Origin of the sequence: Neoroseomonas rubea (genome assembly GCF_016106015.1) — a bacterium.
Classification (GTDB): domain Bacteria; phylum Pseudomonadota; class Alphaproteobacteria; order Acetobacterales; family Acetobacteraceae; genus Neoroseomonas; species Neoroseomonas rubea.
Genome location: NZ_JACADQ010000021.1, coordinates 1 through 22,619, shown reverse-complemented (window position 1 = coordinate 22,619; position 22,619 = coordinate 1). Strand labels below are relative to the sequence as shown.

The window sequence follows — 22,619 nt, the reverse complement described above, 5'->3', positions numbered from 1 at the left end:
ACGATGAGCGGCACCAAGACACCCCGCCCTGGCACGCGCCGGATCTGGTCCTCGGCGCTCGGCGTGCTCGCCGCAGCGCTGCTGGCCATAGGCGTGAACATGCTGGTCGACCGGCTCGCGCCGCGGGCGCGGATCGACCTGACGCAGCAGCGGCTCTACACGCTGTCGGACGGCACGCGGTCCGTGCTGCAGGGGCTGACGGACCCCGTAACGCTCCGGTTGTTCTATTCGCGGCGGCTCGGCACCGCGGTGCCGGCCTATGGCGCCTATGCGGAACGCGTGCGCGCGATGCTCGAGGAATATGTCGCCGTCTCCGGCGGGCGCGTGCGGCTCGAGGTCTTCGACCCCGAGCCCTTCAGCGAGACCGAGGACCGTGCGCTCGCCTTCGGCCTGCAGGGCGTGCCGGTCGACCAGTCCGGCGAGCAGATCTACTTCGGCCTGGCGGGGCTGAACCTGCTGGACGACGAGCGCACCATCCCCTTCTTCCAGCCCGAGCGCGAGCGCTTCCTGGAATTCGACCTGACGCGCCTCGTCTACGAATTGTCCAACCCGCGCCGCCCGGCCATCGGCGTGATGTCCAGCCTGCCGGTGAACGGCGACCCGCGCATGATGATGATGATGCGCGGCAACCCGGCCGCGCAGCCCTACGCCGTGATGCAGACGCTGCGGCAATTCTACACCGTCCAGGATGTCGCGCTGGATGCGCAGGTGATCGCGCCCGACATCCAGGTGCTTCTGGTCATCCACCCGCAGAACCTGCCCGACGCGACGCTCTACGCCATCGACCAGTTCGTCATGCGCGGCGGCAAGCTCATCGCATTCGTCGACCCGCATTCCGAAGGCCAGGCGGGCCGCGCGGGCGCGGGCGGGCGGCCGCCTGCCGCCACCTCCTCCAACCTCGATCGGCTGCTGAACGCCTGGGGGGTGGAAGCGCCAACGGATGGCGTGGTCCTGGACCTGCGCGGCGCCTGGCGCGTGCGCGCGAGTCCGACGGACCGCGTGCAGGCCGTGGACTATGTCGCCTGGTACAACCTGCAGGGCGATTCCATCAGCGACGCGGAAGTCGCGACGGCGCAGTTGAACCAGGTGACCGTCGCCTCCCCCGGCTGGCTGCGCCTGCGGGACGGCGCAACGGTCGAGATGGTGCCGCTGCTGCGCAGCAGCGAGCGCAGCATGCGCGCCAATGTTGAGCGCGTGCGGGAGAACCCCGAACCCGCCCGCATCCTGGCCGAGTTCCGCCCGGACGGGCAGCGGCGGACCATCGCCGCGCGCATCCGCGGCGAAGTCGCCTCCGCCTTCCCCGAGGGCCCGCCGGCCCCGCCGGAAGGCGCCGAGCGACCGGAGGGCTTCCCCGCCCATATCGCGCGCAGCAGCGGCCCGGCGAACTTCGTCGTCTTCGCCGACGCCGATGTGCTGGAAGATCGCTACTGGGTCCGCGTGCAGGACTTCTTCGGCCAGCAGGTGGCGACCCCAATCAGCGATAATGGCGCGCTCGTGGCGAACCTGGTCGACACGCTCTCGGGCGGGGATGCGCTGATCTCGCTGCGATCCCGCGGCGAATCGCTCCGCCCCTTCACGGTGGTGGAGGACATCCGCCGTGACGCCGATGCCCGCTTCCGCCAGACGGAGCGCGAGCTGACCGAGCGCCTCCAGCAGACCGAGCGCCGGCTGCGTGAACTGCGCCAGGGCCAGCAGGGCCAAGGGCAGTCCAGCGCCGTCATCACGCCGGAGCAGCGCGCCGAGATCGATGCGGCGCGCGCGCAGATCCTGCAGACGCGGCAGCAGCTGCGCGCCGTGCAGCTCGACCTCCGCCGGGACATCGAGGGGATGGAGACCTGGCTGCGCATCGTCAACATCGCCGGGGTGCCGCTGCTGCTGGCGCTGTTCGCCATCGGCCTCGGCGTGGCGCGCGCGCGCCGGCGCGCCGCGGCGCGGGCCTGAGGAGGCGGTGATGGATCGTCGCATGCTGCTTCTCCTCGGCGGCGGAGCCGCCGCGACCATCGGCGGCGCCCTTCTGCTGCGCCCCGGCACGCCGCCGCCGCCCTCCCCGGCTTCCGCGGAGCTCGCCTTCCCCGGCCTCGCCCAGCGCCTGCAAGGTGCGGCGCGGATCGAGGCACGCCGCCATGACGGCGCGATCGAGATCGCCCGCCGCGGCGAGACCTGGGTCCTGCCAATGCGCGGCGGCTATCCGGTGCGGCAGGAGAAGGTGCGCGAGCTACTTGTGGGCCTGACCGAACTCCGCCTGACCGAGCCACGCACCGCGAACCCCGACCTGCTCGACCGGCTGGGGCTCGAGGATCCCGCGCGCGCGGGCGCGACATCCACCCTGCTGCGCGTGCTGGACGCGCAGGGCGCGCCGATCGCGGAGCTGGTCATCGGCCGGCGGCGCGTGCGCACGCAGGGCAACGTGCCGGAAAGCGCCTATGTGCGCCGCCCGGCGGAGAACCAGGCCTGGCTCGCCGAAGGCCGCATCCCGGTCGATGCCGACCAGCAGCTCTGGATCGACCGCGACATCGCCAACCTGCCGCGGGAGCGCGTGCGCCGGGTTTCGGTCGCTCGCACGGGCGAACCCGCGCTGGAACTGACGCGCGCAGAAGGCCCGGACGGGCGCCTCGCCGTGACCACGCCGGCCGATGCCCCGCCGACCGAAGAGGCGACGCTGGACGAGGTCGCCCGCGCCTTCGAATTCCTGACCTTCCTGGATGTCCGGCTCGAAGCCGACATTCCCGGAACGCCGCTCGGCCAGACGCGCTTCGAGCTGACCGACAACCTCGCCGTCGTGGTCCGGCCGCGCAAAGATGGCGAGGCGATCTGGGTGACGCTCGCCGCAGAGGGCGATGATGAGGCCGCGCGGCTCAACGCCCGCTGGCGCGGCTGGGCCTATCAGGTCGGCCAGTGGAAGGAGAAGGCCTTCGCTCCGACGCTGGCCGAGCTCCGCCCGCAGGAGCAAGCCCCGGCCGAGGCACCCGAGGCCGAGACGCCCGCCGACCCGCCCCGCCCGCAGTGACGGGCCGCGAATATCCCGACCGGCCCTGGGTCGGCATCGGCTGCATCGTGTTCAAGGGCGATGCGGTTCTGCTCGTCCAGCGCGGCAAGCCGCCGCGCATGGGGAAGTGGTCCCTGCCCGGCGGCGCTCAGCATGTTGGCGAACGCGCGGAGGAGGCAGCACGCCGGGAATTGCGCGAGGAAGCCGGCATCGAGGTCGGCCGGATGGAACTCGCCATCGTGGTGGATGCCATAACGCGCGATGCCGAAGGCCGTGCGCTCTATCACTACACGATCATCGACTTCGCCGCGGAATGGATGAGCGGCGATGCGGTTGCGGCGGACGACGTCGCCGCCGTCGCCTGGGCGTTGCCCGCCGACCTTCCGGCCTTCGACCTCACGCCCGAAACGCATCGCGCCATCGCCGCGGCCAAGGCGGTTCTTTCGCGCGCGTGACGACACGCGCCGGTAGCTTGCCGCGCGACCCGGAACGCCGCAGGCTGCTGCGACATGTTCACCAGAGGACCGCGACCATGACGAAGCGCCTTGCCGCAATGCTCGCAATCCTCGCCAGCGCAGCCGCGCCGACAGCCATGGCGCAAAGCACGCCGGCCACCGTCTATTGCGTCAACAACCGCATCATGGTCGAGCGTGCGACCATGTCGCAGATGCAGAGCGGCCGCGGCCATTCCGAGATCTGCATCATCGGCCCGTCCTTCGACTTCCAGCCCGACGGCGTCACCTGGGTGCGGCAGAACCTGCGCTCCGACGTGGGCGGGAATTGCCGCTGCCGCTGACGCGCCCCTTCCCTACACGTCTCCGGCACGGCAGGCTGCGCCGAACAGCAAGGCCGGAGACCGCAGCATGACCGAGGCATCCCCGATCCGGCGCCGCATCCTTCTTGCCGGCGCGGCGGGCGTCATTGCCGTGCCGGCGGCGGCGCGCGCGCAGACCGTCGCGGGCGGGCGGACCGTGCGCGTCATCGTCCCCTTCCCGCCGGGTGGCGCGGTCGACATCACCAGCCGCCTGTTCGCCGAACGGCTCGGTCCCGCGCTCGGCCAGACGGTGGTCGTCGAGAACCGTGCCGGCGCGGGCGGCCTGATCGGCGCCGATGCCATCGCGAAGGCCGATAAGGATGGCAGCGTCCTCGGGCTGCTCAGCGCCACCACCTGGTGCGCCGCGCAGTTCATGCATGCGCGCATGCCCTTCGAGCCGCAGCGCGACCTGCTGCCCGTCACGCAGTTGACCGACGGCGCCCTGCTCTGCGTCGTCAACGCGCAGACGGCGCAGACGCGGGGCTGGACGGATTTCCGCGCGCTTGTGCAATGGTCGCGCGCCAATCCGGAACAGGTGCGGATGGGCTCCTCGGGCTCGGGCACTTCCTCCCACCTCAACATCGCGGCGATCAACCGCTTCGCCGAGGCGAAGATCCTGCACGTGCCCTATCGCGGCGGCGGGCCGGCCATCAACGACCTGCTCGCGGGCACGATCGACATGATGTTCGACGTGATGCCGGCGCTGATGCCGCATGTCGAAAGCGGGAAGTTCAAGGCGCTTGCCGTCTCCTCCGCCGACCCGCTGCCGATCCTGCCCAATGTCCCGGGCATGAAGGCCTTCGCCGACCTCGGCCTGGGCGATCATTCGCTGATCAACTGGAACGTCGTCTCGGTGGCCGGTGGCACCCCCGCGCCCGTGGTGCAGCGGCTGTTCGAGGCCGTGCAGACGGTCGCGCGCCAGCGGGAATTCGTCGAACGCCTTCGCCCGCTCGGCTACGGCATCGTGCTCAGCGACAGCCCGGCCGCCGCGGCGCAGATGATCCGCGGGGAGATCCCGCGCTGGCAGCGAATGGTGGAGATCTCGGGCGCGCGGATCGAATAGCCGTCAGCCGCGCTGGCCGGCCCAGGCTTCACGCTTGCGATAGAGCGTGGAGGGGCTGACGCCGAGGAAGGCGGCCGCCTTCGGGATATTGCCGCCGCACAGGCGCACCGCATCCTCGATCGCTTCCCGCTCCACCTCGGCGAGCGGGCGGATGCGGCGCGCCGGGTCGCTGGCGCGCCCGCCTGGCGCTGCCGCTGGTGGCACGACGCCGCCATGGACCGTGACGGGCAGCATGGCGGCCGTCACTTCCTCCGCATCATGCAGAACGACGGCGGTGCGGATGGCATTTTCGAGTTCCCGCACATTGCCAGGCCAGCGATGCGCGCGCAGCAGCGCGAGCGCATCGGGCGCGAAGCGGGCGAAGCGCTTGCCTTCCTCCGCCGCACTGCGGGCCAGGAAGGCGTCGGCGAGCAGGATCACATCCTCGCCCCTCTCGCGCAGCGGCGGCAAGGCAACCGGGACGACATGCAGGCGGTAGTAGAGGTCTTCCCGGAAGCGGCCGGCCCGCACTTCCTCGAGTGGGTCGCGATTGGTCGCGCAGACGAAGCGGACATCGGTGCGCAGCGGCTTGCTCGCACCGACCGGAACGAAGCTGCCGGTCTGGATGAAGCGCAGCAGCTTGCCCTGCAGCGCGAGGTCCATCTCGCAGAGTTCGTCGAGGAACAGCGTGCCGCCATCGGCCGCCCGCGCCGCGCCCGGCCGGTCGGCGACCGCGCCGGTGAAGGCGCCACGGACATGGCCGAAGATCTCGCTTTCGATCAGGTCCTTCGGGATCGCCGCGCAATTGAGCGCGATGAAGGGCCCGCCGCCGCGCGGCGAGAGCGCATGCACGGCCTCCGCCGCGAGTTCCTTGCCGGTGCCGCTTTCGCCCGTCACGAAGACGGTGGCGCGGGACGGCGCCGCGTTCTCCAGGATGCGGTAGACGGTCTGCATCGCAGGCGCGGCGCCGATGAACCCGGCGAAGCCGGCGCGCGGTGCGCCGGCGGCAAGCGTTGCGACCTCCCGCCGCAGCGCGGCGCGTTCAAGCACGTTCGCGACGGTGACGACCAGGCGCTCGGCGGGAAAGGGCTTGACGAGGAAGTCTGAAGCGCCGGCGCGCATCGCCTCGACGGCGACCGGGACGGACCCATGCGCCGTCATCACCACCACCGGCGGTGGATTGGGTGAGGCACGGATTTCCGCAAGCAGCCCGAGCCCGTCCCCGTCCGGCAGCCGGAGGTCGAGCAGCACGGCGTCGGGCGGCCGCTCCTCCAACGCCTCGCGTGCCGCGCCGAGCGTCGAGGCATGCTGGATCGCGTGACCCTCGCCGCGCAGGTATTCGCGATAGAGCGTCGCGAGGGAGAAAGTGTCCTCGACGAGCAGAAGCCGCGCCTGCGGCATCCTTCAGCCCCGGCCCGGGCGAAGCGCCGCGGCGAGCAGGAAGCAGGCGCCAAGCAAGGCCGGAAGAACCCACGCCGGCATGTTGAGCAACGGCACGAACAGCCCGTCCCAGAGTTCGGGGAAGAGGTATCGCTGCACGCCCGCCTGGAAGCTGTTCAACGCCGCCGGGTTGATCCGGAACAGCATGGCGCCGAGCGGCCACCAGGCGCCGAGGGTCAGCGCGACCATCAGCGCCGCGGCGAAGAACAGCAGGGCAATCGTCTTCAGGACCATATCAGGCCCAGAGTCGCTCGTTCCTGAGGCCGGTGTAAAGGTCCGCCACGAAATCCCCATAGCCGTTGAACAGCCTGGTCGGGATGCGTTCGTTGGTGCCGATCACCCGCTCGCTCGCCTGGCTCCAGCGCGGATGGGACACTTCGGGGTTCACATTGGCCCAGAAGCCGTATTCCTGCGGCTGGATCCGTTCCCAGAAGGACACGGGGCGACGGTCCGTCAGCGTGATGCGCACCAGGCTCTTGCCGGCCTTGAAGCCGTATTTCCAGGGCTGGTGGAAGCGGATGGGGCCGCCATTCTGCGGCGCGAGCAGCTTGCCGTAGGCCCCCACCACCATGAAGGACAACTCGTTCGCGGCCTCGGCGATGGTGCAGCCCTCGATGTAGGGCCAGGGGTACCAGGATTGCCGAAGGCCGGGCATCACGGAGGGGATGGCCGCCGTCTCGAACACGACATAGCGGGCGGAGGCGAGCGGCTTGACCACATCGAGCAGCGCCGAGAGCGGGAACCCCGTCCAGGGCACGACCATCGACCAGGCCTCGACGCAGCGCAGGCGATAGACGCGTTCCTCGAGCGGCATGGAGCCGAGCAGGTCCTCGATTCCGAATTCGCGCGGCGTCTCCACCATGCCCTCGACCTTCACAGTCCAGGGGCGCTGCGGCAGACGCTGCGCCTCCCGGCTGATCGATTTGTGGCTGCCGAATTCGTAGAAGTTGTTGAAGGTCGTGGCTTCCCGCTCGGCCGTGATGTCGCGGCCCGGCGCGTAGCGCGTGTTGCGCATGGCCGGCAGCGGGGCGAGCGTGCCTTGCGCGAGGGCCGCGGGCGCCACGCCGAGGAGGGCCGCGCCCAGGGTCATCGCCTTGCGGCGCCCGAACACCAGGTGCTCCGGCGTGACGCGGCTTTCGGGGATTTCCCAGCCGCGAGGAATGCGGATCGGCATCGGCGTTACTCCATCCTGCCCGGAAGGTCGGGCTTTTCCCCGCCGTTTCAACCTCCTCCACGCCGCGGCAGGATCGCGGCGGGGGGCTCGCCCGGCACCGGGGCGACGCGCCAGAGGCGATAGGCCTCGGCCTCCACCGCCCCACGCCGCCGGACGAGGCGACCGGCCTCGCCCGGGATGGGTTCCGCCCCGGGCCAGTTGGGCGGCCATTGCCCTCGTCTTTCGCTGCGGACCAGCAGGCCGGTTACGCCGCTGGGCGGCGCGGGCAGGGAAAAATGCCGCCAGCGCGCGTCCATGGCCACCACGACACGCTGCGGCGGCAACCCGAAGGCGAGGACGGAGGCAAGGCCATACTCCTCGGCCGCGACGAAGGCCGAACCCTGCGCCGTCGCGGCGGTCTCGACATCCTCCAGGAACGCGTCCCAGCCGCCGAGGCGCGCAAGGGTCGGGTCGGCCCCGCGCGGCAGCGGCAGCGGCGCAGCGGCGGCCTGGAGATAGACTGCCCCGGTGATGGCCCCGCCCAGCACCAGCGCCGGCACGCGCAGCCGCAGCCAGCGCGGCCCGGCCAGCAACGCCGCCGCGGCGATGGCGGCGGCGGGGTAGAGGATCGCCGGCCAGTTGCCCTGCACCCGGCTGCCCGTCGCCTGCCAGAGGAAGATCGCCGCGCCAGGCAGCACCAGCGCGGCGAGCAGAAGTGCCGCCCGGTCCCGCGCCCGCCAGGCCTCCCGCCCGGCCGCGACCGCGCCGGCAGCGCAGAGCAGGAAGACAATGGGCGTCGCGAGCCCGACCTGCCCACCGATCAGTTCGCCGAGGTAGCGCAGCGCATCCCCGATATCGCCATCCCCGTCGCCGGCGCGCCCGCCCTGCTTGGCGAAGGATGCCCAGCCATTGGCGGCGTTCCAGGCGATGACCGGCGCGAAGGCCAGCAGCGCCAGCGCCCCGCCCGCCCAGGTCTGCCAGCGGAGCAGCCAGCGCCGCATGGCCGGGTCGGCCAGGAGCCAGAGCACGATGCCCAGGCCCAGCAGCGCCGCGGTGTACTTGCTGGCCAGCGCACCACCGGCGAACAGGCCCGTGGCGAGCCACCAGCGGCCATCACCCGTCGCGTGCAGCCGCGCCAACGCCCAGATCGTCGCCGTCCAGAAGAACAGCAGCGGCGTGTCCGGCGTCATGGCGATGGCGCCGACGCCGGCGAGCAGCGTCGCGTTCAGCAGCGCCGCCGCCCAGGGGCCGGCGCGGCGGCCGGGGAACAGGTCCTCCGCCGCGCGCGCCAGCAGCACCGAACCGAGCGCGAGCGAAAGCGGCCCCAGCAGGCGCACGCCGAGCGGCGTCTCGCCGACCAGCGCCGTGCCCGCCCGGATGAAGAGAGCGACCATCGGCGGATGGTCGAGGTAGCCGCCCTGCAGCCCGCGCGACCAGACCCAGTAATAGGCCTCGTCCGGCGCCAGCGGCAGGATCGCGCCGAGCCACAGGCGCAGCAGCGTCAGCGCGGCCAGCGCCAGCAACCAGCCCATCAGCGGGGCCGCCAGACCAGCGTCGAGGAAACCGCGTAGTTCCACACCACCGTCAGCGCCGCCCCCGCCGCGCCCGCCACGCCCCAGCCCGCGACGCCGTCGCGCACCAGCAGCCCGGCGATGCCGACATTGGCAACCGCCCCGATGCCGCAGACGACGTAGAACAGGACCAGCCCGCGCAGCAGCCGCGGCCCGCGCAATTTCCGGTCGCGATAGGTGATGCGGTTGTTGAGGAGGAAGTTCGCCGTCATGGCGACGAGCGTCGCCGCCCATTGCGCCGCCCCGAAGCCCAGCGGCCCGATCCCGTGCAGAAGGCCGAGCACGGCCAGGTGCACCAGCACGCCGATGCCCCCGACGAGCGCGAAGGCCATGAAACGCAGCGGAACGATGCCGCCCAGCGCCTTGTCGGCGAGCAGGCCGCCGAATTCCAGCAGCACGGTGGCGTCGAGCTTGCTCTCCCCTGCCTCGCGCGCACGGAAGGTGTAGGGAATTTCCGCCACGCGCAGCGGCCGCCCGGCCGAGAGCAGGATGTCGAGCAGGATCTTGAAGCCAGTGGCGGTCAGGCGCGGCGCCAGTTCCTCGAACAGGTCGCGCGGCAGGGCGAAGAACCCGCTCATCGGATCGGCGACGCGCACCGGCAGCGCGGCATTGGCCAGCGCCGCGCCGGCATTGGAGACGAGGCGGCGGGCCGACGACAGACCCTCCCCCATCTCGCCGCCCTCGACATTGCGGCTGCCGACCGCGATCTCCGCCGCGCCCGATTCGAGCGCCTCGAGCATCCGCGGCAGGATCGTCTCGTCGTGCTGGAGGTCGCCGTCGATCACCGCCACGAACGGTGCCGCGGTCGACAGGATGCCCTCGACGCAGGCCGAGGCGAGGCCGCGGCGACCGATCCGGCGAATGCAGCGCACGCGGCCGTCGCGCGCCGCGATGGCCTTGGCACGCACTGCCGTCCCGTCCGGGCTGTCATCGTCGACGAAGATCGCTTCCCAGGCGATGCCCGAGAGTGCGGCGTCCAGGCGCGCGACCATCGGCGCGACATTGGGCGCCTCGTTGTAGCAGGGGATCACCACGGCAAGGCGCGGCGGGGCGGGCTCGGTCATGGCCGCCGCTTCCTGCGCCGGCCGGCGCGGAAGGGCAAGCGCCAGGCGCGGTCAGCGGCCCGGCAGGGCGCCCGGCCGGCCGAACAGGTAGCCCTGGCCGAAGGCGACGCCGAGGTCGCGCATCAGGGCCGCCTCGGCCTCCGTCTCGATGCGCTCGGCCACCACCTGGGCGCCGACGGCGCGGGCAAGATCGACCATGGCGGCGATGAACCCGCGGTCGCGCTCGCTTTCGAGGGCATTCGCGACATAGGTCCCGTCGACCTTCACGAAATCCACCCGGAAGGCGCGGAGGTAGCGGAAGGCTGCGGACCCGGCGCCGAAATCGTCGATGCAGATGGGCAGGCCGAGTTCGCGCAGCGCGTCCACGGTGCGGCGCGCCTCCGCCTCGTCCTCGATCTCCGCCGTCTCGGTGATCTCGACCAGCAGCCGCCGGGCCACTTCCGGAATCGCGGCAAGCATGGCGCAGAGCCGTTCCCGGAAGGGCGGGGATTGCAGCGAGAGGCCGGAGAGATTGCAGGCGATTCGCGCGCCGCTCGCCGCGCGGGCCGCCTCGCAGGCCGTCTCGACCACCGCCCAGTCCAGGTCCTCCGACAGTGCCACCGTCTCGGCCAGCGCGATGAACTCCGAAGCCTGGTCGAACGGCGTGCCGGGGGTCGGAATGGGGCGCAGTAGCGCCTCGTAATGGTGCGGCGTGCGGTCGGCGAGCAGGACGATCGGCTGGAAGGCGAGGCGGAAGCGCCGATCCTCGATGGTGCGTCGGAGACCTGCGGCGCGCTCGGCCGCGCTCGCGACGAAGCCGGCAAGGCCGCCGGCGAAGCCCGCCTTGGCGAGCTCGGCCTCCCCCCCCCGAGCGAAGGCGGAGAGCGCGAAGCGCAGCGCACGGGTGGCCTGGACCGGGTTCAGCCCCTGGTCACCGAGCGGGAGCGCGCGGGTGCCGACCCGTCCCGGCAAGCCGTGGCGCGCGAGCAGCCCGGCCACCTGGTTGGCCAGTGCGCCCAGGTCCGGCATGGCATCGCCCTTGAGCAGCCCGTAGCGCCCGGCACCGAGATCCGCGGCGACCGAACCCACGCCGCCGCCCTGCGCGAGCGCTTCCTGGATGCGCGCGGCGAGCTCGGCCCGCGGGGCGATCGGCCCGCCATCCCCGGTGAGTTCGATGAGCGTGACAGCGCCGGGCGAATCCCCCGCGCGCATGAGGTCCTCCGCCGCCCGGGATAGCCCCGGCCCGCCGGGCATGGGCCCGCCAGGCAATTCATGCGGCAGGGGCGCGAGGGTCAGGCAGAAGCGTCCGGCGCGGCCCGGGGCGGCGAGGCCCGAGATGCTGAAGGGCGCCCGTCCCGAATCCGAAAGGCGGATCGCGGTCGGCCGAAGCCGCCCCGTCGCGGCCAGCAATTCGAGCGCCGTCCCGAGGCCGGAGCGGAGTTCCCGCGCCACGAGCTCCGTGACCTTGCGCCCGATGAAGTCCGAGCCAGGCTTGCCGAAGCGCGCGCGGAAAGCGCCCTCGGCGAAGGTGATCCGCCCATGCGCATCCGTCTCGACCAGCAGTTCCGCCGCCGCGAAGGCGAAGGTCAGGAACCGGTCGGCGGCCGAGATTTCCGGCGGGCGGGGCGTATCCAACATGGGGCCTGCTTCGAGGGCTGAAGCGCATCCTCGCCGCAGGGCCTTAAGCGGGAATGAAGCCAGGCTGGCCGAGGTGTGAATTCACGCGGGCTGTCGCTCAGCGCGCCTTGATCGGCCGCGCGCCGTGGCTGTCCTGCGGCACGCCACGGCCGAGCGACATGTGGCTGTGCACGCCGAGCCAGCGCCCGTCGGGCTGGCGGATCAGCACGATCGTGGCGCGGCCGGGCCGGTCGAATTCCCGTCCGTCCGGATGCCAGCCCGTGCTGGTCCAGGGCGTGATCGCAACGGCCATCGCGCCGTCAGGGGAGGCCAGCACCTCGGTATTGCCGAGGTCGAAGGCAAAATCCTTCGTGCGCGGCCAGACATTCGACCATTGCGTATCGGTCCAGGCCTGCCGGCTGCGGACCAGTTCCTGGAAGGTGCCGAAGATGACGATGTCGTCGTGCCAGAAGGGATAGGCCGACTTGAAGTCGACATCCCGGACGCAAGCCGCGAAGCGGTCGAGCCAGTCGAGGATCTCCGCCCGCGTCGCGGTGCCAGCCTCGGGGATCGGAAGGTTCATGGAGTGCTGCCCAGGCTTGCGCGGTCCGGGCGGGACCGAAGCCCGCCCGCGTGCCGCCTCACTTCACGACAGAAAAGGCGGTCGGCTTCAGCGCCATGACGGTCTGCTGCTTCAGCGCGCCGAGGCCGCCGACCACCTTGCCGAATTCCTGCCATTGCGGGTCGTTCGCCATGGCCGAGCGGCGCCGGTCGCGATCGCCGAAGCCTTCATAGAGCCAGCAGAACACGACCTGGTTGATCGGCCCGATCTCGGTGACGCCGAACATCAGCAACTGGCCGAGCAGCCGCTTCTGCACCGGCAGGCCGAGCTCCTCATAGGCCTTGAGCCAGAGCGGCATCTTGCCCGGGTGGAAATCGTAGGTGCGGTGGTCGACGATCATGCCCGTCCCGCCGATCTCCCGCTTGAAGGCGAAATCCTTCGCGGACTGGATGGGGGAGAAGGAGGTCGGCTTCAGGAACTTCACCTCCTGCGCCATGAGGCAGCCGGCGGACGCCTTCTTGAACTCGGCCCATTGGGGGTCGGCTTCGCGCGCAGCGATGCCGGCGTCCCGGGTGTCGATGTCGTCCCAGCCCCGCATGAAGACGAAGCGGTTGATGGGACCGACCTCGGCCGTGAAGGTGCCGAGGGAGGGCGCGCCGAGCGTGCGGACCGAGGAGGGGAAGCCGTAGTTCCCGAAGGCCTCGATCCACTGCGGCTGCTTGCCGGGGTGGAAGGTATACTGCCGGTGCTCGATGTACATCGCGTGTCCTCTTCAAGCGCGCGCGGCACCTTCGGCCGCGGCGCGCGGGGGCGCAAGCCTCAGGCGGCGGGCAGGAAGACGCCCTTGCCGTCGCTCTGCCGGTCGAACAGCGTATAGGCTTCCTCCCCTTGCTCGAGCCGCCAGCGATGGGTGAACAGGCGCGCCACCGGCACGCCGCGCTCGGCCACGTAGCGCGCGCATTCCAGCTGCCCGACGGTCGAGAAGGTCCAGGACCCGATCAGCGTCACCTGCCGGCGCAGCAGGTCCGGGCTGACATCGAGGGTGACGTCCCCGCCCTCCCCCACGAAGCACGCCTTGCCCCAGGTGCGCACGCACTGCACCGCTTGGCGCCGCGCGAGCGGGTTGGAGGAGGCATCGAGCGAGGCGTGCGCGCCAAGGCCGGACGTCGCGGCCTTGATCGCGCCGAGCACGTCGTTGGTCTCGGCGGGGTTGATCAGCAGGTCCGCGCCGAACTCCTTCGCGCGCGCCAGCCGATCGGCCGAGGTGTCGAGCGCGATGACCCTCGCGCCCATACTGGCCGCGAGCAGCGTGGCCGAGAGTCCAACGGGCCCCTGGCCGAACACCGCGATGGTCTGATCGCCCATGAGACCCATGCGCTGCAGCGCGCCCCACGCCGTGCCGGTGCCGCAGGAAATCGCCGCACCGGTCTCGAACGACAATTCCTCGGGCAGTTCGACCAGCGTGCGCGCCGGGCACTTCATGTAGCGTGCATGGGCACCGTGGCCCGTCACGCCATAGACCTCCTTCACGCCTTCCACGCAGAGTTGCATCCAGCCGGTGTTGCAGTGCGGGCAGACGCCGCAGCCGCGGTAATGGTGCTGCATGGCGCGCATGCCGACCCAGGCCTGGTTCGCAGGGACGCCGCGGCCGACCGCGACGACGACCCCGCAGGGCTCGTGCCCCGCGATGATCGGCCCGGATGTCGCGCCGAGGCCCAGGGCCGCCGTCCGGCCCGGCCCGCCCGGCGCGCGGTAGAATTTCAGGTCGCTGCCGCACATGCCGGAGGCGCGGATCTCGAGCACCACCTCGCCCTCCCCGGGTGTCGGGTCGGGGAAGTCCATCAACTCGATCTTCCGGTCCCCGGTGAAGACGATGCCCTTCATGCGGCGTTCCTCCCCTATCGGGCGAAACCTTCGACCGCACGCGAGCGGCAGGCAAGCGGGCGCGTCCCATGCCGTTCCTGTTGCAACGCACAATTCTTCTGCTGCGGAATGGTCCGATCTGATCTAGGTCAACGGGGGCCGGCGGCTCGCATGCCATCGCTCGGCCACCGCCAACTGGAGACCGCCCGTGACCGAGCAAGCCCGACCGATCGATCCCCTGCCGACCGTCTGGGACCCGGGCAGCCGCGTGGGTGATATGCTGAAGGGCAAGCGCGGCCTCGTCGTCGGCGTCGCGAACGAGCACTCGATCGCCTATGGCTGCGCGGTGAAGCTGCGCGCCTTCGGCGCTGACTTGGCCGTAACCTACCTGAACGAGAAGGCGGAGAAGTATGTCCGCCCCCTGGCCGAGCAACTGCAGGCCGACATCGTCGCGCCGCTCGACGTGCAGCAGCCCGGGCAGTTGGAAGCGCTGTTCGACCGCATCGCGAAGGAGTGGGGCCGGCTCGACTTCGTCATCCACTCCATCGCCTTCGCCCCGCGGGAAGACCTGCACGGGCGCGTCGTGGATTGCAGCCCGGAAGGCTTCTCGCAGGCCATGCACGTGTCCTGCTGGTCCTTCCTGCGCATGGCGAAGCTTGCCGAACCGCTGATGGACAAGGGCGGCGTGCTGGTCACCATGTCCTACTACGGCGCCGACAAGGTGGTCGGGAACTACAACCTGATGGGACCGGTGAAGGCGGCGCTGGAAGCGTCCGTCCGCTACGCCGCGGCAGAGTTGGGCGAGAGGGGAATCCGCGCCTTCGCCGTGTCCCCCGGCCCGCTCAAGACCCGAGCGGCCTCCGGCATCGCGCAATTCGACGAACTGGTGCAGATGGCGCAGGAACGCGCCCCGCAGCACCGGCTTGTGGACATCGCGGAGGTCGGGCGCGTCGTTTCCTTCCTGGTGGGTGGCGCGTCCTCGGGCATGACGGGCGACACGATCTACGTGGACGCCGGCCTGCACAACGTGGCCTGACCGATGCGGCGCAAGGCTCTCACGCCCGCGGAAGCGGCCGCGCTGGTCCCGGACGGGGCAAGCGTGATGATCGGCGGCTTTCTCGGCGTGGGATCCCCGCGCCGGGTGATCGACGCGCTGGTGGCGCGCGGGGCGAAGGGCCTCACGGTGATCGGCAACGACACGGGACGGCCGGACCTCGGCATCGGGAAGCTGGTCTCGGCGGGCTGCGTCGCGAAGGTGATCGTCAGCCACATCGGCACCAACCCGGTGACGCAGCAGAAGATGCTGGCTGGCGAGATGGAAGTGGACCTCGTCCCGCAAGGCACGCTTGCCGAGCGCATCCGCGCTGGCGGCGCGGGCCTGGGCGGCGTGCTGACGCCGACCGGCCTCGGCACCAGCGTGGCGGAGGGCAAGCAGGTCGTGACCGTCGATGGCCGCGACTTCCTGCTCGAGACGCCGCTGCGCGCCGATGTCGCGCTGCTGCACTGCTACGAGGCGGACTACTACGCCAACCTGACCTATCGGCTGACGGCGCAGAACTTCAACCCGGTGATGGCCATGGCGGCCGACATCGTGATCGCCGAGCCGGACGAGGTGGTGCCGATCGGCGTCATCCCGCCCGACCATGTCCGTACGCCCGGCATCCTCGTGACCCACCTCGTCGAAAGGCCGCAGTGAGATGGATGCGAAGGAGATCATCGCGCGCCGCGTCGCGCGCGAGTTGCGCGACAACACGCTGGTCAACCTCGGCATCGGCCTGCCGACCCTGGTGGCGCGCTACGTGCCGGAAGGGATGCTCGTCGCCTTCCAGAGCGAGAACGGCATCATCGGCTTCGGTGCCCGGCCGCCCGAGGGGATGGAGGATCCGAACCTGACGGACGCCGGCGGCGGCTTCATCAGCGCCCTGCCCGGCGCCTTCGCCTTCGACAGCGCGACCTCCTTCGCGCTGATCCGCGGCGGGCACCTGGACATGACGGTCCTGGGCGGGCTGCAGGTCGATGCCAAGGGCAGGCTCGCGAACTGGAAGGTCCCGGGGCGCATGGTCGCCGGCATGGGCGGTGCGATGGACCTCGTCGCCGGCGCGAAGCGCGTCGTCGTCGCCATGCAACATGCGGCGAAGGGGGAGGCGAAGATCGTGCCCGAACTGACGCTGCCGCCGACCGCCGCGCGGCCGGTCAGCCTCGTCGTCACGGACCTTGCCGTGATCGAGCCGACCGCCGATGGCCTCGTGCTGCGCGAACGCGCGCCGGGCGTGGCGGTGGAGGAGATCCTGGCTGCCACCGCTGCCCCGCTCATCCTGCCCGACACCATTCCGGAGATGCCCCTGTGACGATCACCGCCCCCGCGCTCGTCGGCCGGTCCTGGGACGACATCAAGGAAGGCGAGAGCGCCAGCATCACACGGGTCTGCACGCCGAACGACTTGATCGTCTTCGCCCATGCCTCGGGCAACCTGAACCCGGTGCACATCCCGGGCGAGGCGGAGCAGGAGACAGGCCGCGCGCCGGTCGCGCCGGCCATGTGGTGCGGCTCGCTCTTCTCCGCCGTGTTCGGCAACCACCTGCCTGGTCCCGGGACCGTCTACCATTCGCAGACGCTGCGTTTCCACAACCGGGTGCAGGCCGGGGAAGCGGTGATCGCGACCGTCACGGTGCGGGAAAAGCTGCCGGGCAACATGCTGGTGATGGATTGCCGGCTCGAGAAGGAGAATGGCGCGCTCGTCGCCGACGGCACGGCGGAAATCAGCCCACCGCAAAATCGGATCGTGACCGATGGGGTCGCGATCCCGGAACTCACCCTGGTGCCGCGTGGCAAGTTCTCGCGCCTGCTGGAGGCCTGCCGCGGCCTGCCCGCGATGCCGACCGCCATCGCCGCGCCGACCGACGAGAATTCGCTCGGCGGCGCCTGGGAAGCGACCAAGGAAGGGCTGATCGCGCCGATCCTCGTCGGGCCTGAGGCCGAGATCCGCGCGGCCGCCGCGAAGATCGGCTGGGATCTCGCGGGTGTGGCGATCGAGCCGGTGGCCGATGCGCATGACGCCCCCGCCCGCGCCGTCTGCCTGGTGCATGAAGGCCGCGCCGAGGCGGTGATGAAGGGTAACATCCATTCCGACGAGGTGCTGCGCCACGTCACCAAATCCGATGGCGGGCTGCGCACCGGGCGGCGCATCAGCCACGCCTTCGTGCTCGACATCCCCGGCCATGAAGGGCTGATGATCATCTCGGACGCGGCCATCAACATTCTGCCCGACCTGATGACCAAGGCGGACATCGTGCAGAACGCAATCGACCTGGCGCGCGCCATCGGCATCGTGGAGCCGCGCGTCGGCATCCTCTCGGCCGTCGAGACCATCAACCCAGCGATCCCTTCCACGGTCGATGCCGCCGCACTCGCCAAGATGGCGGAGCGCGGACAGATCAAGGGCGGGCTCGTGGACGGGCCGCTCGCCATGGACAATGCCGTGGACCTGGAGGCGGCACGCACCAAGGGCATCCATTCGACCGTCGCCGGCCGGGCGGACGTGCTGATCGCGCCGAACCTCGAAGCGGGCAACATGCTGGCGAAGCAGCTCGTCTTTCTCTCCCAGGCCGATACGGGCGGGATCGTGCTCGGCGCCAAGGTGCCGGTCATGCTGACCAGCCGCGCAGATGACGAGCATGCGCGGCTGATGTCCTCGGCGCTCGCGGTGCTCTACGGCCATTGGCGGCGCACCGGCAGGTCGCGGCTGGCGGAGATGGAGACGTGATCGCCGAAGGCGAGGCGATTCTCGTCCTCAATGCGGGGTCCTCATCGATCAAGTTCGAGCTGTTCGAAGCCGCGGCCACGCCGGTCGCGCGCTTCGCCGGGCAGGTCGAGGGCATCGGCGCGGCGCCGCACTTCGTGGCGAAGGATGCCGCGGGCGCGCGGCTGGCGGACCGCCGCTGGGACGATGGCGGGGCGCCGGCGAACCACCGCGCCGCGCTCGGCGTCATCATCGACTGGCTGGACGGCGTGCTGGCGGGGCGCCGCGTCGCCGCCATCGGGCACCGTGTCGTCCATGGCGGGCCGGACTTTGCCGCGCCGGTGCTGGTGGATGTCGCGGTGATGGAGCGGCTGCACGAACTCGCCCCCCTCGCGCCGCTGCACCAGCCGCACAACCTCGCCGGCATCGCCGCGGCGGCGGAACGCTTCCCCGGCGTGCCGCAAGTGGCCTGCTTCGACACCGCCTTCCACCGCGCCCATGCGTGGGAGGCCGACACCTTCGCCCTGCCCCCCGAATTCTACGCGCGCGGCATACGGCGCTACGGCTTCCACGGACTGTCCTACGAGTACATCGCGCGCCGCCTGGCGCAGGAGGACCCCGCGCTCGCCGCCGGGCGGATCGTCGTCGCGCATCTGGGCAACGGCGCCTCGCTTTGCGCCATGCATGGCGGGCGGAGCGTGGACAGCACCATGGGCTTCACGGCGCTGGATGGCGTGCCGATGGGCACGCGCAGCGGGCAGATCGATCCGGGCGTACTGCTCCACCTGCTCGGCACGGCAGGCATGGCGCTGCAGGACGTGCAGAAGCTTCTCTATGGCAACGCCGGGCTGAAGGGCATGTCCGGCATCAGCCAGGATGTGCGCGACCTCGAGGCGAGCGCCGACCCGCGGGCCGCGCAGGCGCTCTCGCATTTCTGCTGGCGCGTGCGGCGGGAGGTGGGCGCGCTGGCCGCAGCACTCGGCGGCATCGACGCGCTCGTCTTCACCGCCGGAATCGGGGAGAACGCGCGCGGCATTCGGGCACGGGTGTGCGAGGGGCTCGGCTTTCTCGGCATCGCAGTCGATCCGGACCGTAACGCCGCCAACGCGCCGGATATCTCGCCCCCCGGCGCGACGACCCGCGTGCTGGTGCGCCAGACCGATGAGGAAGGGATGATCGCCCGGCATGTCCTCGACGTGCTGCGGCGCAGCAATAGGGCTTGAACCGCCCTGCCGCCGGGCGCAGAAGAGCGGGAGAGACGGGAGTTTCCGCCATGCCCCCCCTGCCCTCCTCGCCGGCCCGTGAAATGCTCGAGAAAGCCGCCGAAACGACGGCACGCGTCCTCGATCAGGTGCGCGCCCTGACGGACGTGACGGGCCGCCACGCCGCGACCTTCATGCCCGCCGGCCCCGGCGCCGCGGCGAGCGAGGCCGCGAAGGATCTCGCGGCGCGATTTGCCCGCACGCCGGCCGCGCTGGCCCAGGATGCGCAGGCCTACGCGACCGATGCCGCGCAGCGCCTGATCCTGTTCTGGGACGTGATGCGAGAGGCAGGGAACAACTTCGTCGAGCATGAACGTGCAGGCTGCCCGCCAGTGCTGGTCTTCGACTTCGAGACGGTGGTGGACGGGCGCACCCTGCCGCGCCCGGTCAACTACGCGCTGGTGCGGATCGTGCCGCCGGCGGACTACCCGGCGACGGACGCGAAGCTGCGTCCCTTCGTCATCATCGACCCGCGCGCGGGCCATGGCGCGGGCATCGGCGGCTTCAAGTCGGACAGCCAGGTCGGCGTCGCGCTGCGCCGCGGCCATCCGGTCTATTTCGTCATCTTCTTCCGCGAGCCGGAGAAGGGGCAGACGATCCTCGACGTCACGGCAGCCGAGGCGACCTTCCTCACCCGCATCGCGGAGGATCATCCGAAGGCGCCGAAGCCGGTCGTGATCGGCAACTGCCAGGGCGGCTGGGCGACGATGATGCTGGGTGCCGCGGCGCCGGATGCCGTCGGCGCGCTGGTGCTCAACGGCGCGCCACTCTCCTACTGGGCGGGCGAGAAGGGGCGCAACCCGATGCGCTACCTGGGCGGCCTCGCCGGCGGCGGCTGGCCTGCGGCGCTGATGGCGGACCTGGGCAACGGCAAGTTCGACGGCGCCTCGCTGGTCGCGAATTTCGAGAGCCTTTCGCCCGGCAACACCTGGTTCAAGAAATACTTCGACCTCTATTCCAAGGTGGACAGCGAGGCCGACCGCTTCCTGGAATTCGAGCGCTGGTGGGGCGGCTACTTCCTGATGACGAGCGACGAGATCCGCTGGATCGTCGACAACCTCTTTATCGGCAACCGCTTCTCTTCGGGCACCATCGCCTCCGGCGGCGGGGAGACCTTCAACATGCGGGAGGTCAAGGCGCCGGTCATCGTCTTCGCCTCGGCCGGCGACAACATTACCCCGCCCGGCCAGGCGCTGCGCTGGATCGCCGACGTCTATCGCGACGAGCAGGAGATCAAGTCGCTCGGCCAGACCATCGTCTACCTGGTGCACGACCAGATCGGGCATCTCGGCATCTTCGTCTCCGGCGCGGTGGCGAAGAAGGAGCACAGCGAGATCGCGACGACGCTCGAGATGATCGAGGCGGTCGCGCCCGGCCTCTATGAGATGATGATCACCGGCCATGGCGGGTCCGGCGCCAATGAGGAATGGCAGGTCGAACTCGTCGAGCGGAAGATCGCTGATATCCGCACCCTCTCGGGCGAGGCGAGCAACGAAGCCTTCCCGGCCGTCGCCAAGATCTCCGAGATGAACCAGCACCTGTATGACGTGCTGGTCTCCCCGCTCGTGCGCCAGATGGCGACCGAGGCCGGGGCGGAGGCGCGCCGGCAGCTCAGCCCGATGCGCACGCGCCGCTACATGTTCAGCGACATGAACCCGTTCATGATGCCGGTGCGCGCCATGGCCAACATGGCGCGCCAGCACCGTGCCCCGGCTGCGGCCGACAATCCCTTCGTAGCGCTCGAGACAGCCTGGGCGGATGGGGTCGAACGCAGCCTCGACGCCTGGCGCGACATGCGCGACGGCTGGATGGAAACAGCCTTCCACGCGATCTATGGCGGGCTCGCGGCCGTCGGCGTGACCGGCGACGACACGGCCGCCGAGGCCGAGGCCGCCCGCCGCTCCGTGTCCGTCGAGCCCGCGCATCACGGCGAGGCGCGCGCGCGGGTCGCCTCGGGCGGCTATGCCGAAGCGGTGATCCGTATGATGATCCTGCTGGCCGATGCGCGCGGCGGCGTGCGTCGGTCGCGGCTCGCGCGGTCCAACACACTGCTGACGACCGAGGCGCCCTTCGTCGGCATGAGCGCCGGCGCCCGCCAGGCCGTGATCCGGGAGCAGACAGTGATCGTCACCCTGATGCGGGAGGAAGCGCTCGCCGCCCTGCCGAAGCTGCTGCCCTCGGCCGCCGAGCGGCGGAAGGCACTGGCCGCCGTCGAGCATGTCGCAGGGCCCGACGAGGAACTCGGCGACAAGGCCCGGGAGATGCTCGGGCGCATGCGCACGACGCTCGGCCTCGGCCCGAAGGCCGCCGCCGTCGCCTGACACGAACGCGCGGGGTGTGACGCAGGGACTTCCCTGTCACCGCATCGCCCGGTCTAGACTGCACGGGACCGCCTTCGACGGAGGCCATGGGCACGCCTGCCGGCAGCGCACCGCGCGTGATCGGACTCGCGATCGACGAGGGATCGCCGTCGCGTGCGCTCGCGGCCGCGGAGGCTTTCCTGCTTGCGCGCCGCGCAGGTGATCCGGCGGTGGAGGCTGCGGCGCGTGAGGCACTGCACGATGCGGCCGGCCCTGACGCGGCGATGACGCCGGAAGGTCGCGCGGCGCTGGCCCTGGCTGGCATGGTCGAGCGCCACGGTACGTCCTTCGCGCCCGGGCGGGAGCCCGCCTATCACGACCGCCATCACCAGGCAGAGGCGATCCTCGCCATGGGCTGGCTCGCCGGCGCGGCACGGCGGCTCGGCCTGCTCGATGCCCGCGGCGCGGCACGCGCCGTTGCCGCCATGGCCGGGCACGACCTGCTGCATGACGGCTCCGTCGGCGGTGCGCGCGGCCAGCTCGAACGCCGCTCCGCCGCCGCCACCGACGAGGTGGCGGCATCCTGCGGCGTGGACGTGCACGGCCGAACCGAGATCGGCCGCATCATCCTCGGCACCACCTGGCCCTGGGAGGAGGCAGAGGCCCCGGACCTCGCCTGCCGCCTTGCGAGGGAGGCAGACCTCTTCGCCAGCACCCTACCGGCGCTCGGCATCCCGCTCGCCCGGCGGCTCGCACGGGAACTGGCGGCGGCGGGGCAGCCGGATGCCGCCGCGGTCGCGTCCCACGCCGCACGCATCGCGCTGCTCAGGACGCTGCCCCCGCCGACGGATGCTGCGCACGCGCTCGGCCTCGATGCCGCACGTGATACGCAGTTGGCGGCCTATGCGGCGGTGGCCAAGCGGCTCGGCGCGAGTTCGGCGGAAGCCGCGGCGGCGGCGCTCGATGCGATGGACGAAGCGGACGCGGCGGCGCTGCTCGCCCATGCGGAGCGAAGCGAATGAGCGACGGTCAGCGCACGCCCGGCGGGGCCAGCCTGCCCCTGCTTCTCGGCGGCCTCGTCGTGGTGGTGGCGCTGTTCATGCTCGGGGCGCTGGCGCTCACCGCGGCGCAGACCGCGAGCGGCGCGCCGATGGCCGCACTGCTGCTCGCCGCCGCAGGCGTGGCCGTCGGCGCCGCCGGCGCACTGCTAACCGCGCGGCGGCTCGC

Annotated in this window: 22 protein-coding genes; 13 read left to right on the top strand and 9 right to left on the bottom strand. The window is 71.2% G+C overall.

Translation table 11 applies throughout. The features are described from left to right. The first annotated feature begins 3 nt into the window (after positions 1-3). From HW577_RS04510 to HW577_RS04490, 5 genes are all read left to right on the top strand, one after another. A complete protein-coding gene (locus HW577_RS04510) occupies positions 4-1,941 on the top strand; it encodes a GldG family protein (RefSeq protein WP_198374872.1) in 1,938 nt (645 codons plus the stop codon). Between the two features lie 10 nt (positions 1,942-1,951). Next, complete coding sequence (locus HW577_RS04505) at positions 1,952-3,007, top strand: DUF4340 domain-containing protein (protein ID WP_198374871.1); 1,056 nt, start codon at positions 1,952-1,954, stop codon at positions 3,005-3,007. Continuing rightward, on the top strand, positions 3,004-3,441 hold the full coding sequence (locus tag HW577_RS04500) for an NUDIX domain-containing protein (RefSeq protein WP_198374870.1): 438 nt from the start codon (positions 3,004-3,006) through the stop codon (positions 3,439-3,441). The genes HW577_RS04505 and HW577_RS04500 overlap by 4 nt, the downstream gene beginning before the upstream one ends. 77 nt (positions 3,442-3,518) lie before the next feature. Further along, complete coding sequence (locus tag HW577_RS04495) at positions 3,519-3,782, top strand: hypothetical protein (protein ID WP_198374869.1); 264 nt, start codon at positions 3,519-3,521, stop codon at positions 3,780-3,782. Between the two features lie 67 nt (positions 3,783-3,849). Then, positions 3,850-4,863 (top strand): Bug family tripartite tricarboxylate transporter substrate binding protein, encoded by a 1,014-nt coding sequence (locus HW577_RS04490; RefSeq protein ID WP_198374868.1) that lies wholly within the window; start codon positions 3,850-3,852, stop codon positions 4,861-4,863. Between the two features lie 3 nt (positions 4,864-4,866). Here the strand turns inward: HW577_RS04490 and HW577_RS04485 are convergent, their stop codons facing one another. From HW577_RS04485 to HW577_RS04445, 9 genes are all read right to left on the bottom strand, one after another. Further along, on the bottom strand, positions 4,867-6,243 hold the full coding sequence (locus HW577_RS04485) for a sigma-54-dependent transcriptional regulator (RefSeq protein ID WP_198374867.1): 1,377 nt from the start codon (positions 6,241-6,243) through the stop codon (positions 4,867-4,869). A gap of 3 nt (positions 6,244-6,246) precedes the next feature. Next, a complete protein-coding gene (locus HW577_RS04480; protein WP_198374866.1) occupies positions 6,247-6,516 on the bottom strand; it encodes a tubulin-specific chaperone D in 270 nt (89 codons plus the stop codon). A gap of 1 nt (position 6,517) precedes the next feature. Then, positions 6,518-7,456: a protein-methionine-sulfoxide reductase catalytic subunit MsrP gene (gene msrP / locus HW577_RS04475; protein ID WP_198374865.1), complete on the bottom strand. Its 939-nt coding sequence runs from the start codon at positions 7,454-7,456 to the stop codon at positions 6,518-6,520. Positions 7,457-7,503: 47 nt separating this feature from the next. After that, complete coding sequence (locus HW577_RS04470; protein ID WP_198374864.1) at positions 7,504-8,967, bottom strand: glycosyltransferase family 39 protein; 1,464 nt, start codon at positions 8,965-8,967, stop codon at positions 7,504-7,506. Further along, the gene (locus HW577_RS04465) at positions 8,967-10,070 is read right to left on the bottom strand and encodes a glycosyltransferase (protein ID WP_198374863.1); all 1,104 of its coding nucleotides are present in this window, start codon (positions 10,068-10,070) and stop codon (positions 8,967-8,969) included. Before HW577_RS04465 ends, HW577_RS04470 begins: the two co-directional genes overlap by 1 nt. 51 nt (positions 10,071-10,121) lie before the next feature. After that, on the bottom strand, positions 10,122-11,687 hold the full coding sequence (locus HW577_RS04460) for an EAL domain-containing protein (protein WP_198374862.1): 1,566 nt from the start codon (positions 11,685-11,687) through the stop codon (positions 10,122-10,124). 97 nt (positions 11,688-11,784) lie between these two features. Then, the gene (locus HW577_RS04455) at positions 11,785-12,249 is read right to left on the bottom strand and encodes a YybH family protein (RefSeq protein WP_198374861.1); all 465 of its coding nucleotides are present in this window, start codon (positions 12,247-12,249) and stop codon (positions 11,785-11,787) included. Between the two features lie 58 nt (positions 12,250-12,307). Continuing rightward, positions 12,308-12,988, bottom strand: coding sequence for an NIPSNAP family protein (locus HW577_RS04450; protein ID WP_198374860.1), 681 nt, complete (start codon positions 12,986-12,988; stop codon positions 12,308-12,310). A gap of 59 nt (positions 12,989-13,047) precedes the next feature. Beyond that, positions 13,048-14,112 (bottom strand): zinc-dependent alcohol dehydrogenase family protein, encoded by a 1,065-nt coding sequence (locus HW577_RS04445; RefSeq protein WP_198374859.1) that lies wholly within the window; start codon positions 14,110-14,112, stop codon positions 13,048-13,050. Positions 14,113-14,299: 187 nt separating this feature from the next. Here HW577_RS04445 and fabI point away from each other — a divergent pair, with 187 nt between their 5' ends. The 8 genes from fabI to HW577_RS04405 all read left to right on the top strand — a co-directional run. Then, on the top strand, positions 14,300-15,127 hold the full coding sequence (gene fabI, locus HW577_RS04440) for an enoyl-ACP reductase FabI (protein ID WP_419956573.1): 828 nt from the start codon (positions 14,300-14,302) through the stop codon (positions 15,125-15,127). Between the two features lie 3 nt (positions 15,128-15,130). Beyond that, the gene (locus tag HW577_RS04435; protein WP_198374858.1) at positions 15,131-15,787 is read left to right on the top strand and encodes a CoA transferase subunit A; all 657 of its coding nucleotides are present in this window, start codon (positions 15,131-15,133) and stop codon (positions 15,785-15,787) included. 1 nt (position 15,788) lies between these two features. Continuing rightward, a complete protein-coding gene (locus HW577_RS04430; protein ID WP_198374857.1) occupies positions 15,789-16,439 on the top strand; it encodes a 3-oxoacid CoA-transferase subunit B in 651 nt (216 codons plus the stop codon). Then, positions 16,436-17,854, top strand: coding sequence for a bifunctional enoyl-CoA hydratase/phosphate acetyltransferase (locus HW577_RS04425; protein WP_332837424.1), 1,419 nt, complete (start codon positions 16,436-16,438; stop codon positions 17,852-17,854). Before HW577_RS04430 ends, HW577_RS04425 begins: the two co-directional genes overlap by 4 nt. Beyond that, positions 17,851-19,053, top strand: coding sequence for an acetate/propionate family kinase (locus tag HW577_RS04420; protein WP_332837422.1), 1,203 nt, complete (start codon positions 17,851-17,853; stop codon positions 19,051-19,053). Before HW577_RS04425 ends, HW577_RS04420 begins: the two co-directional genes overlap by 4 nt. 50 nt (positions 19,054-19,103) lie before the next feature. Further along, positions 19,104-21,413 (top strand): DUF3141 domain-containing protein, encoded by a 2,310-nt coding sequence (locus HW577_RS04415; protein WP_198374856.1) that lies wholly within the window; start codon positions 19,104-19,106, stop codon positions 21,411-21,413. Positions 21,414-21,499: 86 nt separating this feature from the next. After that, a complete protein-coding gene (locus HW577_RS04410; RefSeq protein ID WP_198374855.1) occupies positions 21,500-22,414 on the top strand; it encodes a hypothetical protein in 915 nt (304 codons plus the stop codon). Then, a partial coding sequence (locus HW577_RS04405; RefSeq protein ID WP_198374854.1) for a hypothetical protein occupies positions 22,411-22,619 on the top strand: 209 nt, incomplete at its 3' end. The genes HW577_RS04410 and HW577_RS04405, both read left to right, overlap by 4 nt.

What these genes read in the sequence shown, in the direction of transcription:
- HW577_RS04430 (WP_198374857.1), top strand. Translation starts at nt 15,789, where the DNA reads ATGGATGCGAAGGAGATCATCGCGCGCCGCGTCGCGCGCGAGTTGCGC.
- HW577_RS04460 (WP_198374862.1), bottom strand. Translation starts at nt 11,687, where the DNA reads ATGTTGGATACGCCCCGCCCGCCGGAAATCTCGGCCGCCGACCGGTTC.
- HW577_RS04410 (WP_198374855.1), top strand. Translation starts at nt 21,500, where the DNA reads ATGGGCACGCCTGCCGGCAGCGCACCGCGCGTGATCGGACTCGCGATC.
- HW577_RS04415 (WP_198374856.1), top strand. Translation starts at nt 19,104, where the DNA reads ATGCCCCCCCTGCCCTCCTCGCCGGCCCGTGAAATGCTCGAGAAAGCC.
- HW577_RS04485 (WP_198374867.1), bottom strand. Translation starts at nt 6,243, where the DNA reads ATGCCGCAGGCGCGGCTTCTGCTCGTCGAGGACACTTTCTCCCTCGCG.
- HW577_RS04455 (WP_198374861.1), bottom strand. Translation starts at nt 12,249, where the DNA reads ATGAACCTTCCGATCCCCGAGGCTGGCACCGCGACGCGGGCGGAGATC.
- HW577_RS04445 (WP_198374859.1), bottom strand. Translation starts at nt 14,112, where the DNA reads ATGAAGGGCATCGTCTTCACCGGGGACCGGAAGATCGAGTTGATGGAC.
- HW577_RS04510 (WP_198374872.1), top strand. Translation starts at nt 4, where the DNA reads ATGAGCGGCACCAAGACACCCCGCCCTGGCACGCGCCGGATCTGGTCC.
- HW577_RS04450 (WP_198374860.1), bottom strand. Translation starts at nt 12,988, where the DNA reads ATGTACATCGAGCACCGGCAGTATACCTTCCACCCCGGCAAGCAGCCG.
- msrP (WP_198374865.1), bottom strand. Translation starts at nt 7,456, where the DNA reads ATGCCGATCCGCATTCCTCGCGGCTGGGAAATCCCCGAAAGCCGCGTC.
- HW577_RS04465 (WP_198374863.1), bottom strand. Translation starts at nt 10,070, where the DNA reads ATGACCGAGCCCGCCCCGCCGCGCCTTGCCGTGGTGATCCCCTGCTAC.
- HW577_RS04435 (WP_198374858.1), top strand. Translation starts at nt 15,131, where the DNA reads ATGCGGCGCAAGGCTCTCACGCCCGCGGAAGCGGCCGCGCTGGTCCCG.
- HW577_RS04490 (WP_198374868.1), top strand. Translation starts at nt 3,850, where the DNA reads ATGACCGAGGCATCCCCGATCCGGCGCCGCATCCTTCTTGCCGGCGCG.
- HW577_RS04495 (WP_198374869.1), top strand. Translation starts at nt 3,519, where the DNA reads ATGACGAAGCGCCTTGCCGCAATGCTCGCAATCCTCGCCAGCGCAGCC.
- HW577_RS04470 (WP_198374864.1), bottom strand. Translation starts at nt 8,967, where the DNA reads ATGGGCTGGTTGCTGGCGCTGGCCGCGCTGACGCTGCTGCGCCTGTGG.
- HW577_RS04480 (WP_198374866.1), bottom strand. Translation starts at nt 6,516, where the DNA reads ATGGTCCTGAAGACGATTGCCCTGCTGTTCTTCGCCGCGGCGCTGATG.
- HW577_RS04505 (WP_198374871.1), top strand. Translation starts at nt 1,952, where the DNA reads ATGGATCGTCGCATGCTGCTTCTCCTCGGCGGCGGAGCCGCCGCGACC.